Genomic DNA, 13,083 nt, shown 5'->3' with positions numbered 1-13,083 from the left:
AACCTCTGCGGGACGTCTTCCGCGATTCGTGTTCCCAGCCCGGCCTAACCCGTCGCGGATCGCTTAGAATGCGTTTGGCCCTTTTTCAACCGGACATTCCGCAAAACCTTGGCGCCGCCTTGCGTCTGGGCGCCTGTCTGGGCGTCCCGGTGGACGTGATCGAGCCCTGCGGCTTCCCGCTTTCCGACGCCGGGGTGCGCCGCGCGGCCATGGACTATGGCGCCCTGGCTGAGATGACCCGGCACGCGAGCTGGACCGATTTCCTGGGGCACGCCGAACGCCGGGCCGGCCGCCTGCTGCTCTTCACCACCCGCGGCGCGGCGCCCCTGCACGGCTTCGAATTCCGCGCCGGCGACACCCTGCTGTTCGGCCGCGAGAGTTCCGGCGCGCCGGAGGAGGTCCACGCCGCGGCCGATGCGCGGCTCTTCATCCCGCTCGCGCCCGGCGCGCGGTCGCTCAATCTCACCGTCAGCGCGGCGATCGCGATTTCCGAGGCCCTGCGCCGGACCGATGGCTTCCCAACCCACGCCCCGGCGGGCTAGCAAGCATCCATGTCCGACCTGCCCGCCGAGATCCTCGACCGCCGCGACCGCGCCAAGACCTGGTTCGAGTCCCTGCAGCAGCGCATCGTCGCCGAGCTGGAGCGTCTGGAAGACGAGGCGCCGCAGGAACTCTATCCGGACGAGCCGGGCCGTTTCGACCTGCGCCCCTGGACGCGGGAGACCGGGACCGGCGGCGGGATCGGCGGCCACTTCAAGGGCCGGCTCTTCGAGAAGGCCGGCGTCCACACCTCCGCCGCCGCCGCCCGCTTCACCCCGGAGATGGCCGCCACCATGCCCGGCGCCGACAAGGACCCGTCCTACGTCTCGGCCAGCATCAGCCTGATCGTCCACCCGCGGTCCCCGCGCGTGCCCACCGTCCATATGAACACCCGGTTCCTCTCGACCGCCGAGAGCTGGTTCGGCGGCGGCGCGGACCTGACGCCCACGCTCGACGAACAGCGCAGCCAGCAGGCCGACGACGCGGTGCTCTTCCACGCGGCCCTGCAGGCCGCCTGCGACGCCTACGACCCGGAGTGGTACGGGAAGTACAAGGCCTGGTGCGACGAGTACTTCTTCCTGCCGCATCGGAACGAGCCGCGCGGCGTCGGCGGCATCTTCTACGACCGGCACAATTCCGGCGACTTCGAGCGCGACTTCGCCTTCACCCGCGCCGTGGGGGAAGCTTTCCTCGACGTCTATCCGAAGATCGTCCGCCACCGGATGGACGAGCCCTGGACCGAGGACGACCGCGCCGAGCAGCTCATGCGCCGCGGCCGCTATGTCGAGTTCAACCTGCTCTATGACCGCGGCACGATGTTCGGCCTGAAGGCCGGCGGCAACATCGAGACCATCCTCTCCTCCATGCCGCCGATGGTGCGCTGGCCCTAGGCCTTCCGCGCCGGGATCAGGGCCGCCAGGCACAGCAGGCACCCCAGTGCCGAGGCCGCGCCCATGCCGTAGCGTTCGCCGCCGCTCTTGGCCGCGAGGTTGACGGGGGTGTTGAGCGCGAGCTCGGCGGCCAGGAAGACATTGAACGCGAAGACCGGCCAGCCCGGCAGCCTGCGACCCCAGTCCCCGGCGCGGACTTCCATGAGAGCGGCGGCGAGCATCAGATAGCCGGCCGCCCCCAGGCTGGCCCAGCGCAAGGGCGTCGGCAGCACCGGGCTCGAGCCGCCCCAGGCGATGTCGCCGAACGGCGCGCCAAGCGCCAGCGCAGCCTGGAAGGCCGCGAATGCGAGGCAGAAGACCGCCGCGCCGCGCGCCGCCCAGCGGCCGATCGGGAACTGCAACGGCTGACGCCTCCGCGGCGGAAACCCGCCTGAGGCGCGGCTTAGCGGCTTTAGGCGCTCGCCACCATCGCCTGCCGGCGCCGCAGCGCCGCGCCGAGGCCGAAGAAGCCCGCGATCATCATCGCCCAGGTCGCCGGTTCCGGCACCCCGGCCGGGACCTCGGCCTCACTGACCTCGTTCAAGCCCTCCGACGGGGCCACCCGCAGGTCCGCGCGGCCTTCCTCGGAGTCCGTGGAGAAGATGTAGAAGCCGTAGGTGTCGCCGGCCGTCAGGTCGAGCGTCAGGTAGCCCGACTCGCCGGTGTAGAAGATCGGGTTGCTGGTCAGCGGCGAGAGCTGGTGCTGCACGCCGTTCAGGATGTAGCCGCCGGGGTCGAACTGGGCGCCCGACAGGTCGTGCGTCGTATAGGTCCAGTCGAAGGACAGCGACCCGGTCACGCCGGCGGTCGCCGTGTAGCTCGTCAGGCTGGCGATCGGGCCGCCGAAGCCCTCGGGATGGCCGTTGTTCGACCCGAAGACGTCGAAGCCGCCGCCCGAGAGGGTGGTCACGCTGCCGTCACCGCCAAGGGTGTTCTGCAGCGTGAAGATGTCCGCCGCCGCCGCATGCCCCGCCGTCACGGTCCCCGCCACAACGAGGGCCGCCCACACTGACCGTTTCATGATCCCAACCTCATGTTTACCAGTTATAAACTATATTCAGGCTCGGGAAACCGGAGTCAATGTAGAATTTCGTTCACACATCTCGGAATATGACTTCGTTAAAATCCGTTAACCTTGTTTGTTAACAGTTGTGTCTAAGTAATGGCGCCCAGCGCGCTGCTCAGCAGAGCCATGAGATCGGTGTGTTCGGCCCGCGCCTGGGCGTCCAGTCCGACGGCGAGCGCCGAGGCGGCGCTGCTCAGGACGATCAGCAGTCTCCAGTATCGCATGACGGTCCCCCGCGGGTTCGCTCCGGGGCTAAACCGCCGGACGGGGACTTACGTTGCCGCCGTCAGGAAATTGCGCATCCAACCCCCGACCCGGGCCCGGTCGTCCGGCCCCTGGTAGCTTTCGATCGCCCGGTCGGCCTGGTCCTCGGCATAGAGGGTCCCGCGGCGGTTCTCGATCAGCGCCGAGGCGTAGGCCGGCTCGAACTCCGGGTGCAGTTGCAGCGAGATCGCCCGCTCGGCCGGCCAGCTGAGCGCGCCCATCGGCGTCAGCGCGTTGGCGGCCCAGACCTCGGCGCCCGGCGGCAGCTCGACCACCTGGTCCTGGTGCGAGCCCGGCAGGCGGATCGACGCCGCCGCGTCCATCCACGGCTCACGCTTCAGCACCCGGTAGTCCTGCTCGCCCAGGCCCCAGCCCTTCGGCGACTTGATCACCTTGCCCCCGAAGGCCTGGGCCATCAGCTGGTGGCCGAAGCAGATCCCCACCAGCGCCGCCTGGCCCCGCACCGCGCGCAGGAAGTCCTCGGCCTTGGCGATCCAGGGCAGCGGCTCATAGACTCCGGCCGCGGCCCCGGTGATCAGATAGGCGTCGCAGGCCGTCGGGCTCTCCGGCAGCTCGCCCTCGTCGGCGGCGAAGACCCGGTAGTCGAAGGCCTCGGGGCCCAGGAGCCGCATGAACATGTCGGGATAGGTCCCGAACTTGGGGATGCACGTCGACGGCGGGCGGCCGGTCTTCAGGATGCCGAGTTTCAAGGACGCCATCTCCCTAGAACGCCATCCCCTGCGCCACAGACTTCAGCTTCTCGATCGTCGAGAGCTGGTCGTCGATGAAGTCGTGGTCGATCCACCACTCCTCCACCTCGCGCAGCACCTGGCCGACCATCGGACCCTTGGGCACGCCGGCGGCGATCACGTCCTCGCCGGTCAGCGGGAAGGCCGGCGCCGTCCAGCCTTCGCCGAGCGCGATCATGCCGCGCCACTGTGGCGTCGTCGCCGTGCGCTCGGCGCGGGCCCAGGCCAGCTTGGCGCGGTCGCGGAACACCTGCGGACCCAGGCGGTAGAGCATCCGTCGGATCTCGCGCGGGCTCATCCAGCTCTTGAAGGCCGGCGTCGGCGACAGCGCAGCGGCGACCCGGTCGCGGTCGGCGTTGGAGAGCCGCAGGCGCTCGGCGAACTGCACGGCAGCGATCTGGTCGTCGGGCAGCAGGGCGGCCAGCCGCAGAACCGGATCGGTCTCGAAGAGCTGGTCGGTCTCGACGGCGGCCAGGCCATTGAACCGCTCCAGGTCGATCGGGGCCGGCAGCACCTCGCCCAGAACCCCGGCGCGGGCCATCAGCGCCACGGCCTCGCGCGGGTCCTCGGCGGCCAGCAGCTTCAGGAGCTCCCGGGAGACCCGCTCGGCGGAGAGCGACTTGATCTCGCCCTTCAGGCTCTCGCAGGCCGCCAGCGCCGCGGCGTCCGGCGGCCCCGAGCCGTACCAGGCGAGGAAGCGGAAGAACCGCAGGATACGCAGATAGTCCTCCCGCACCCGCTGTTCGGGCTCGCCCACGAAGACGATGCGGCCGGCCCGCGCGTCGGCGATGCCGTGGCCGACCGGATCGAAGATCGTCCCGTCGCGGCTCGCGTAGAGGGCGTTGAGCGTGAAATCCCGCCGCCGGGCGTCCTCGGCCCAATCCTCGGTGAAGGCCACCACCGCGCGGCGGCCGTCGGTGGCCACGTCACGGCGCAGGGTGGTGATCTCGAAGGGCTTGCCGCCGGCCACCGCCGTCACCGTGCCGTGCTCGATCCCCGTGGGGACGGCCTTCAGCTGGGCGGCCTGCAGCGCCTCGGTCACCTGCTCGGGCGTCAGCGACGTGGCCAGGTCGACCTCGTCGACCGGCCGGCCGATCAGGGCGTTGCGCACCGCCCCGCCCACGAAACGCACGCAGTCCGCCCCGCCGGCCGCCTCCAGGGCGTCCAGCACCGCGGCCATCGGCGGCGCGGTCATCCAGGGTCGTTGGCCGAGGGTCTCGCTCATGGCGCCTTGCTTGCCGGGATCGGGGCAGCCTTCTCGAAGCGGCCCTTGGTCACCTTGCCGTCCGCGGTGACTTCGCCCGGGACGTAGTGGTCATGCCGGTTGTCGGGGTGGAAGACCACCGTGCCGACCAGCGACAGGCCGACCAGCACCGCGCCCGCCGCAAACAGCCAGGCGTAGGGCGTGGCGCCCATCTCGCGGCCCGTGCGCCGGGCCCAGGCGCGCCAGATGAACCAGACCACGAACGGGACGGCGATCAGCAGCAGGCGCAGGAGGACGATCCTAGGCAACGGCGGCTCCATAGAGCCGGTCATAGAGCGCACGCAACATGCCCGCGGTCGCGCCCCAGATGAACCGGTCCTCGTGGGTATAGGCGTAGAAGCGGCGCTTCTCGCCGGACGGCAATTCCCGTTCGTGCTCCTCCAGGTTCGCCGGGTCCATCAGGAAGCCGAACGGCGTCTCGAAGATATCGGCCACCTCGTCCGGATTGGCGGTGAGCGTGAAGCCCGGCCGCACGAAGCCCACCACCGGCGTGATCAGGTAGCCGGTGCCGGTGCGGTAGGGGGACGACAGGCCCATCACGTCCACGAAGCCGGGCTCGAGCCCGATCTCCTCGTGCGCTTCGCGCAGCGCCGTCTGCCAGGGGGTTTCGCCGGGGTCACGCCGGCCGCCCGGCAGGGCGATCTGGCCGGTGTGGCGGCGCAGCGTGTCGGCCCGCCGCGTCAGGATCACCGACAGGCCGGCGGCCCGCTCGACGAGCGCGATCAGCACCGAGGCCGGCGTCAGCGGCCCGTCGACCTCGTTCGGGCCATAGGCCTTGCTGAGATCGAAGTCCGAGGTGATCGCCACGCCCTGGGACGGGTCGTGCGCCTCCAGCGGGTCGAGGTGTTGACCGATCCAGTCCCGCAGGTCGCCGCGCCCGCCCCTCAGGCTCACAGCGGGTGAGCCCTAGACATGGTGAGCATTCGCCGGGCCCACCGGATACCAGGCGCCGTTGGAGGCGACGCCCAACGTCGGGCCGTCCGGCGTCTCGCGCTCCTCGGCCAGTTCGACGAGTTCGTAGAACACCGGCCGGGCGATCAGAGCCTCCAGCCCGCGCCGCACGTGGACATAGGGCCGCGGCTCCCCGTCCTTGCCCATCTCGACGCGGATATAGTTCTCCGGCCCCGCCTCGACCTCGTCACCGACATTGGTCAGGAACTTCAGCGCCCCGCCCACCCGGTCGACCCGCGTGGCGATGAACGGCGCGTCCTCCACGGTGATCTTCATCTTCTCGACAGGGGTGACGAGGTGGATGCCGTCGGGGTCCTTGCGCAGCACGGTGGAGAACAGGCGCACCAGCGCCTCGCGGCCGATCGGCGTGCCCTCGTGGAACCAGACCCCGTCCTTGCGGATGACGATGTCGATCTCCCCGCAGTGGGCCGGGTTCCACAGGTGGACCGGCGGCAGGCCGCGGCCCCCCTTTTCCGACAGGGGCGCCTGCTTCACCGCCGCGGCCACCCCGTCGAGCCCTGTCTTCGCCGCCTCGTCCGCCATCCGTCCGAAGGTAGGCGCGCCCGCGGTTCGCCTCAAGCGGGCTCGACTGGACCGGCAAGCTCGCCGGCGTCCGGCTTCAGCGCGCGGACCAGCACGCGCCGCTGGTCGACCGGGCTCGGCATGACCACATGGCGGCCGGCCGCCCGGGTGAACCCGACCCGGCTGAAATAGGGTTCGTCGCCGACCAGCAGGACGTGGCTCTCGCCGGCCGCCTGCGCCGCCTCGCAGGCCCGCGCGATCAGCCGCGCGCCGAAGCCCGCGTTGCGCTCGCCCTGCTCGACGGCGAAGGGTCCCAGGAAGGTCACCGGCGTCCCGCCGACCCGCACGCGCCACATGCGCGCGCAGCCCAGCAGGCGCTCGCCGGTCTTGGCGTCATGCGACCAGGCGCACATGGAAAGCTCCGGCGCGAAGGTGGCGAACTCGCGCACCCGCTCGGAGACCTTGGTGAAACGGCCGGGGCCGAACGCGCGATCGACCAGGGCGTCGACCAGCGGGCCGTCCTGCGGCCGCTCGGATTGAAGGACGAGCGCCGGGGCCGGCGCGGGCGTTTGAAGGGTCATGGGCTCTTCGGGACTGCGATGCGACGGGGACCGCCGCGGCGCGCAATGCGCCGGCCGGCGGGAGGTTGCTCTGGGGCGCTCAGGCCCGGCGTCGTCGCAGTTGCATGTCAGGGGCCCTTTCGCCCGCCAACGGGAAGCGCGCAGGTAAGGCCCCGGCGGCCCTTCGTCAACGCCGCCGTTGCGAGGACGGCCAACGCAAGGCAGGTTCGCGGGCGCATGGCCGAGACATCTCCCGACCCCGTCCCCTCGGCCCGCGCGCTCCTGAAGGAGCGGGACTACCTCTATTTCTGGGTCTCGCGCTGGACCGGCAGCTTCGCCGCCCAGATCCAGAGCGTGGCCATGGGCTGGCAGATGTACGCCATCGCCCGCCTCACCCGCTCGGTGCAGGAAAGCGCCTTCCTGGTGGGGATGATCGGGCTGGCCGCCTTCATCCCGGTCTTCCTGCTGACCCTTCCGGCCGGCGAGACCGCCGACCGCCACGACCGCAAGAAGGTGCTGCTGTTCTGCTTCGCGGGCGAGATCGCCACGGTCCTGACGCTCGCCGTCGCCACCTGGCAGGGCTGGGCCTCCGTCCCGCTGCTGCTCGTCGTGGGCTTCCTGTTCGGCTCGGCCCGGGCCTTCTTCGCGCCCGCCAACACCGCGCTTGGCCCCATGCTGGTGCCCCGCGTGCTGCTGCCCCGCGCCATCGCCTGGAACTCGCTCGCCTGGCAGACCGCCTCGATCATCGGCCCCGCGGCCGGCGGCTTCCTGGTCGCCCGGTCGACCAGCTACGCCTATTTCACCGCCTTCGGCCTCTACCTGGTCTCGGCGCTGGCGGTGGTGCTGATCCGCAAGAGCGGCCAGCCGGTGGTCAATCCGGGGTCGCGCTGGGCGCTGATGAAGGAGGGCCTGGCCTACGTCTGGCGCCAGAAGATCGTGTTTGGCGCGATCTCGCTCGACCTCTTCGCCGTCCTGCTGGGCGGCGCCACGGCGCTCCTGCCGGTCTTCGCCCGCGACATCCTGCATGTGGGCGCCGAGGGCTTCGGCATCCTGCGCTCGGGCCCCGCGATCGGGGCGACGGTGGTGGCGCTGTCGCTCGCCGCCAATCCGATCCGCCAGAAGGCCGGGCTCTTCATGTTCGGCGGCGTGGCGATGTTCGGCCTGGCGACCTGCGTCTTCGCCCTCTCCCACCTGCTCTGGCTCTCGGTGGCGGCGCTCGCGGTGCTGGGCGGGGCGGACATGCTCAGCGTCTATGTCCGCCAGACGCTGGTGCAGCTGGTCACGCCCGACCCCATGCGCGGGCGGGTGGCGGCGGTCTCCTCGGTCTTCATCGGCGCCTCCAACGAGCTCGGCGAGTTCGAGAGCGGGGTGGTGGCGCGGTTCCTCGGCCCGGTCGGCGCGGCGCTGTTCGGCGGCATAGGCGCGCTGATCGTCACCGGCGTCTGGGCCGGGCTCTTTCCCGCCTTGCGCAAGGCCGACCGCCTCGAATAACTGTCGCCCTATAAATCTAGGGAGATACTTCGATGGGCGCGTTGGACGGAAAAGTGGTCCTGGTTACAGGCGGCGGCAACGGCATCGGGCGCGACTGCGCCCTGATCGCGGCCCAGGAAGGCGCGAAGGTCGTGGTCAACGACCTGGGCGCAGGCCTCAAGGGCGACGACGAAGGCTCCGCCGGCCCGGCCGAAAAGGTCTGCGAGGAGATCCGCGCCGCTGGCGGCGAAGCCGTCTCCAACTCCGACAGCGTCACCAACCTCGACGCCGTCTACGGCATGGTCGAGCTGGCCAAGAAGACCTTCGGCGGCCTGCACGCGGTCATCAATCCCGCGGGCATCCTACGCGACGTGATGTTCCACAAGATGAGCGAGCGCGACTGGGACCAGGTGATCGAGGTCCACATGCGCGGCTCGTTCAACGTGGCCCGCGCCACCATCGAGCTGTTCCGCGAACAGAACGACGGCGCCTACATGTTCTTCACCTCGACCTCGGGCCTGTTCGGCAACATCGGCCAGGCCAACTACGGCGCGGCCAAGATGGGCATCGCCGGCTTGAGCCGGATCATCGCCATGGAAGGCGCCCGCAACAACGTCCGCGCCAACTGCCTCGCGCCCGTCGCCTGGACGCGGATGACCCAGTCGGTGCCGATCAAGGACGAAGCCGCCGCCGCCCGCCGCCAGGTGATGGCCGAGAAGATCCGCGCCGACCAGCCGGCCCGCTTCTCCGTCGCCATGGTCGCGCCGGCCGCCGCATCGGTTTCCGGCCAGATCTTCGGCGCCTCGGGCGAGAACATCATCCTCTACTCCCAGCCCCGGCCCATCGAGACCTGCTCGAAGCCGGAAGGCGAAGGCTGGACGGTGGACTCCATCATCAAGGAAGCGATCCCCAAGATGGCGCCCAAGTTCTTCGACCTGAACCGCGCGCCGATGGCCGGGAGCCAGCAACCGGCGAAACAGCCGGCCTAGCCCACTCGTCCCTCCCCTAAAGAGGAGGGATGGGCGCCCTACAGCCTGTGCCGCTGCCGCCACTGGTCCCGCGTCAGCTCCCAGTAGCGGGACACCCGAACCGTGCCGTCGGGCCGCTTGGCTTCGCGCTCGCCCATCGGCACGAAGCCGGCCGCCTCGATCAGCTTGGCCGAGCGGACATTGTCGAGGGCGGCGGTCAGGCCGATCAGCCGCACGCCCAGGGTCTCGAACATCCAGCCGAAGGTGTGGGCGGCGCCGGAGCCGCCCTGGCCGCGGTTCTGGGCGTCGGCGCGCATGGCGCCGGCCAGTTCCGCCGACGACCGCTCCGGCCAGACAGAGATCTTGGAATAGCCCGCCACCGTGTGGTCGGCGTCGAGCGTCACCAGCAGCAGCCCCTCGCCCGCCAGCGCCTGGGCCTGGCCCTCGGCCACCCAGCGGGTGACGCTGTCCTCGCCGATCGGCCGTGGCAGGTCGTAGATCGGGTCGGAAACCTGTGGGTCGCTCAACAGGGCCACGAGGCCCGGCACATGGCTGAGGTCGGCGCGCGCGCGGCCGAGGCCGAGCGTCGCCACATCGACCGTCCGCACCGTCCGGCGGATCGCCTCGGCCTCGGCGTCCGAGGCGTGCAGCACGGTCTTCGGCGGGGCGCTCATGACTCCGCGAGCCTCGTCAACGCCTCCCCATAGAGGCGCCGCGTCGTCCAGTCGTCCATCGCCGCGGCCTCGAGGCTGTCGTAGAACTCGATGGCCTCGGTGTTCCAGTTGAGCACCGCCCATTCCAGCCGGCCGAGATCGGCCTCGACGCAGCGCTGGGCCAGCCGGCGCAGCAGCGCCTTGCCGGCCCCCAGGCCGCGCGCGCTCGGCACGACGAACAGGTCTTCCAGGTGGATGCCCGCCCGGCCGCGGAACGTCGAATAGCTGTAGAACCACAGCGCGAAGCCCACCGGCTGGCCGCCGGCCTCGGCGATCTCGCAGAAGCAGCGCGGGTTCTCGCCGAACAGGTCGCGGCGGATATCGGCCTCGGTGACCTCCACCGCGTGCAGCAGCCGCTCGTATTCCGCGAGGTCGCGGATGAACTGCAGGATCAGCGGGATGTCGGCCGGCGAGGCGACCCGGACGGTGACGGTTGTGGCGGGCGCGTTCATGCGGGCGAGAGGCTCCCATCGCCGATCTTCACGCCCGGCGGCGGCGGGCTCGAATCCGGCACGAAGAAGTCCGGCATCAGCGGCTGGGTGGGATCGACCCGGTACTTCTCGAAGTCCCGCTCGCCCTCGGCGTAGAGGAAGCTGTCGTCGATCAGGAAATTGCCGGTGAACGACTTGGCCGGCTTCTCGAAGATCGCGTGGGCCGCGTCGGCCATGATCTCCACCGTGCGGCAGCGGCGCATGCCCTCGTCGCCGGCCAGCGCGAACCGGATCGCCGCCGTGGCGATGCCGGTGCGCGGCCAGAGCGCGTTGAAGGCGATCCCGTCGGCCGCGAACTCGGCGCTCATGCCCAGCACGCACATGCTCATCCCGAACTTCGCCATGCTGTAGGCCGTGTGGCCGGCGAACCACTTGGGCGTCATGTCGAGCGGCGGCGACAGCATCAGCACGTGCGGATTGGCGCTGCGCTTCAGGTGCGGGATGCAGGCCTTGGACGTCAGGAACGTGCCCCGCGCATTCACCTGGTTCATCAGGTCATAGCGCTTCATGTCGGTCGCCAGCGTGCCCGTGAGCGAGATCGCCGAGGCGTTGTTCACGCAGATGTCGAGGCCGCCGAAATGCTGGACCGTCCGCTCCACCGCCGCCATCACCGAGGCCTCGTCCCGCACGTCGACGATCAGCGGCAGGGCCTTGCCGCCGGCCGCTTCGATCTCCTCGGCGGCGGTGTAGATGGTGCCCGGCAGCTTCGGGTGCGGCTCGGCGGTCTTGGCGGCGATCGCCACATTGGCGCCGTCGCGGGCGGCGCGCAGCGCGATGGCCAGGCCGATGCCGCGGCTCGCGCCGGTGACGAACAGGGTCTTTCCGGAAAGGCTCATGGCGTCACTCCCGTGGTCGTTTCCGAAATCGCCCAGAGGCGCTCGGCGTGATCGGCGTTGAGGGCGTGCGGCATGACGCCCAGCCGGCCGCCCGCCACGAACGGCTCAGCCTCGGCGAGGTTCTCCAGATAGAGGCCGCCGACGCCTTCCAATTCGTCGCCGACCGCGGCCCAGACGCTGGTCGAGGCGCCCTGGGCCGGGGTCTTGAAGCCGTCGACCACCACGCCCTCGGCGTTCATCCAGCCCAGCGCGATCATCTCCTCGCGCGGCAGGTGGCGCTGCAGCGGGGTCATGATGCCGCCCGGCATGACGGCGTTGGCCGTGATCCCGCGGTCCTTGAACCGCCTGTGGAAGCCGAGGGCGAAGAGCGAGTTGGCGGTCTTCGACTGGCCGTAGGCCTCCCATTTGTCGTAGGGCCGCGTGCGGTAGTTCATGTCGTCCCAGTTGACGTCGCTGCGCCGGTGACCGCTCGACGACAGCGAGACCAGCCGTGCGGTCTTGCCGGCCTTGGCCGCCTTCTCCAGCGCCGGCGCGAGGCCCACGCCCAGGGCATAGTGGCCGAAGTGATTGGTGCCGACCTGCATCTCCAGGTCGTCGGCGGTGTAGCTCTGCGGACAGGCCATGACGCCGGCGTTGTTGATCAGCATGTTGAGCGGCTTGCCGCCCCAGGCCTCGACGAAGGCCGCGACGCTGGCGAGGTTCGACAGGTCCACCAGGCCGACGCCGACCCGGCTCGCGCCCTGCTCGGCGTTGATCTCGGCGGCGGCCTTTTCGCCGGCCTCCCGGTTGCGCACCGCGATGGTCACCTGCGCGCCCGCGCCGGCCAGCGCGCGGACGGTCTCGATGCCGATGCCTGTAGCGCCGCCGGTGACGATCGCCGTCTGGCCGGAAAGGTCACGGCCTTCCAGCACCACCGCGGCGTCGGTGTAGGGATTGAGGCCGGAGGTGACGCGGGCCATCTCAGGCCACCTTCGAGAAGTCGGGCGCCCGCTTCTGCGCGAAGGCCGCGAAGGCCTCCTTGGCTTCCGGCGACTTGAGCTGGGCTGAGAAGTGGCGGCCCTCCCTGTTCATCTGCTCCGCTATGGCCGGCGCGTCGCGCATCAGACCCTTGGTGAGCGCGACGGAGGACGCCGGGCGGGCGGCCACCGCTTCGGCCGCGGCGCGGGCCTTGGCGCGCACCTCCGCGGCCGGCAGGGCGGCGTTGGCGATCCCCCAGGCCTCGGCCTTGCGGCCATCGATGGCCTCGCCCAGCACGAACATCGCGAAGGCGCGCGCATGGCCGATGCGGGCCGGCAGCAGCAGCGACGACGCCGCCTCGGGCACCAGCGCCAGGTTCACGAAGGGCGTGGTCAGGAGCGCGTCCTCGGCCACATAGACGAGGTCGCAGTGCAGCAACATGGTCACGCCGACGCCCACCGCGCGGCCCTCCACGGCGGCGACCAGCGGGGTCTTGGCGCGGCCCAGCGCCGCCAGCAGCGGATTGCCGCTCTCGCGCGCCTGGTTGGCCGTCGTGTCGCCGGCGTTGACCGCCGCGAAATCGGCCAGGTCGTTGCCGGCCGTGAACATGTCGCCATTGGCCTGGATCAGCACGCAGCGCACATCCCGGTCGTCCGCCGCCCCGTCGATGGCGTCGCCCAGCGCCTGGTACATCGCCCGCGTCAGCGCGTTCTTTTTCTCAGGCCGGTTGAGGGTCAGGGTCAGCACGCCCCCGGACGTTTCGGTCAGAACATGTTCGGTCATGGCGTGTCTCCTGCTCGCGA

Annotated in this window: 18 protein-coding genes; 4 read left to right on the top strand and 14 right to left on the bottom strand. The window is 70.6% G+C overall.

Annotated elements, in window-relative coordinates; all coding sequences use genetic code 11:
- The first annotated feature begins 68 nt into the window (after nt 1-68).
- On the top strand, nt 69-542 hold the full coding sequence (locus ACESMY_RS05705; protein ID WP_372783091.1) for a tRNA (cytidine(34)-2'-O)-methyltransferase: 474 nt from the start codon (nt 69-71) through the stop codon (nt 540-542).
- Nucleotides 543-551: 9 nt separating this feature from the next.
- Nucleotides 552-1,430, top strand: coding sequence for an oxygen-dependent coproporphyrinogen oxidase (gene hemF / locus ACESMY_RS05700; protein ID WP_372783089.1), 879 nt, complete (start codon nt 552-554; stop codon nt 1,428-1,430).
- Here hemF and ACESMY_RS05695 read toward each other — a convergent pair.
- From ACESMY_RS05695 to ACESMY_RS05655, 9 genes are all read right to left on the bottom strand, one after another.
- The gene (locus tag ACESMY_RS05695) at nt 1,427-1,831 is read right to left on the bottom strand and encodes a hypothetical protein (RefSeq protein ID WP_372783087.1); all 405 of its coding nucleotides are present in this window, start codon (nt 1,829-1,831) and stop codon (nt 1,427-1,429) included. The genes hemF and ACESMY_RS05695 overlap by 4 nt on opposite strands.
- A 50-nt stretch (nt 1,832-1,881) precedes the next feature.
- Nucleotides 1,882-2,490, bottom strand: coding sequence for a PEPxxWA-CTERM sorting domain-containing protein (locus ACESMY_RS05690; protein WP_372783085.1), 609 nt, complete (start codon nt 2,488-2,490; stop codon nt 1,882-1,884).
- A 134-nt stretch (nt 2,491-2,624) separates the two neighbouring features.
- Nucleotides 2,625-2,759: a hypothetical protein gene (locus ACESMY_RS05685; protein WP_372783083.1), complete on the bottom strand. Its 135-nt coding sequence runs from the start codon at nt 2,757-2,759 to the stop codon at nt 2,625-2,627.
- 48 nt (nt 2,760-2,807) lie between these two features.
- Nucleotides 2,808-3,518, bottom strand: a complete 711-nt coding sequence (locus tag ACESMY_RS05680) for a type 1 glutamine amidotransferase (protein ID WP_372783081.1) — start codon at nt 3,516-3,518, stop codon at nt 2,808-2,810.
- A gap of 4 nt (nt 3,519-3,522) precedes the next feature.
- A complete protein-coding gene (locus tag ACESMY_RS05675; protein WP_372783079.1) occupies nt 3,523-4,773 on the bottom strand; it encodes a CCA tRNA nucleotidyltransferase in 1,251 nt (416 codons plus the stop codon).
- The gene (locus ACESMY_RS05670; protein WP_372783077.1) at nt 4,770-5,060 is read right to left on the bottom strand and encodes a hypothetical protein; all 291 of its coding nucleotides are present in this window, start codon (nt 5,058-5,060) and stop codon (nt 4,770-4,772) included. The genes ACESMY_RS05675 and ACESMY_RS05670 overlap by 4 nt, the downstream gene beginning before the upstream one ends.
- Nucleotides 5,053-5,706, bottom strand: coding sequence for a CoA pyrophosphatase (locus ACESMY_RS05665; RefSeq protein WP_372783075.1), 654 nt, complete (start codon nt 5,704-5,706; stop codon nt 5,053-5,055). Before ACESMY_RS05665 ends, ACESMY_RS05670 begins: the two co-directional genes overlap by 8 nt.
- 12 nt (nt 5,707-5,718) lie before the next feature.
- Nucleotides 5,719-6,306 carry a DUF1285 domain-containing protein gene (locus tag ACESMY_RS05660; protein ID WP_372783397.1) on the bottom strand — a complete coding sequence of 196 codons (588 nt, stop codon included), beginning with the start codon at nt 6,304-6,306 and terminating at the stop codon, nt 5,719-5,721.
- A 32-nt stretch (nt 6,307-6,338) separates the two neighbouring features.
- Complete coding sequence (locus ACESMY_RS05655; protein WP_372783073.1) at nt 6,339-6,866, bottom strand: GNAT family N-acetyltransferase; 528 nt, start codon at nt 6,864-6,866, stop codon at nt 6,339-6,341.
- Between the two features lie 216 nt (nt 6,867-7,082).
- Between ACESMY_RS05655 and ACESMY_RS05650 the strand changes: the two genes are divergently transcribed.
- Nucleotides 7,083-8,336, top strand: a complete 1,254-nt coding sequence (locus ACESMY_RS05650) for an MFS transporter (protein ID WP_372783071.1) — start codon at nt 7,083-7,085, stop codon at nt 8,334-8,336.
- A 32-nt stretch (nt 8,337-8,368) separates the two neighbouring features.
- On the top strand, nt 8,369-9,304 hold the full coding sequence (locus ACESMY_RS05645) for an SDR family NAD(P)-dependent oxidoreductase (RefSeq protein ID WP_372783069.1): 936 nt from the start codon (nt 8,369-8,371) through the stop codon (nt 9,302-9,304).
- Between the two features lie 38 nt (nt 9,305-9,342).
- On the opposite strand, the gene ACESMY_RS05640 is transcribed toward ACESMY_RS05645, so the two are convergent.
- Genes ACESMY_RS05640 through ACESMY_RS05620 form a run of 5 tightly spaced genes read right to left on the bottom strand, consistent with a single transcriptional unit; the run spans nt 9,343 to nt 13,063 of the window.
- A complete protein-coding gene (locus ACESMY_RS05640; RefSeq protein ID WP_372783067.1) occupies nt 9,343-9,957 on the bottom strand; it encodes a GNAT family N-acetyltransferase in 615 nt (204 codons plus the stop codon).
- Complete coding sequence (locus ACESMY_RS05635) at nt 9,954-10,448, bottom strand: N-acetyltransferase family protein (protein ID WP_372783065.1); 495 nt, start codon at nt 10,446-10,448, stop codon at nt 9,954-9,956. Before ACESMY_RS05635 ends, ACESMY_RS05640 begins: the two co-directional genes overlap by 4 nt.
- The gene (locus tag ACESMY_RS05630; RefSeq protein ID WP_372783063.1) at nt 10,445-11,323 is read right to left on the bottom strand and encodes an SDR family oxidoreductase; all 879 of its coding nucleotides are present in this window, start codon (nt 11,321-11,323) and stop codon (nt 10,445-10,447) included. Before ACESMY_RS05630 ends, ACESMY_RS05635 begins: the two co-directional genes overlap by 4 nt.
- A complete protein-coding gene (locus tag ACESMY_RS05625; protein ID WP_372783061.1) occupies nt 11,320-12,282 on the bottom strand; it encodes an oxidoreductase in 963 nt (320 codons plus the stop codon). Before ACESMY_RS05625 ends, ACESMY_RS05630 begins: the two co-directional genes overlap by 4 nt.
- A gap of 1 nt (nt 12,283) precedes the next feature.
- Nucleotides 12,284-13,063: an enoyl-CoA hydratase-related protein gene (locus tag ACESMY_RS05620; protein ID WP_372783059.1), complete on the bottom strand. Its 780-nt coding sequence runs from the start codon at nt 13,061-13,063 to the stop codon at nt 12,284-12,286.
- Nucleotides 13,064-13,083: the final 20 nt, after the last annotated feature.

Source organism: Phenylobacterium sp. (assembly GCF_041691455.1).
Classification (GTDB): domain Bacteria; phylum Pseudomonadota; class Alphaproteobacteria; order Caulobacterales; family Caulobacteraceae; genus Phenylobacterium.
Note: the sequence above shows the minus strand (reverse complement) of the source record. Positions and strands in the feature narration are given on the sequence as shown.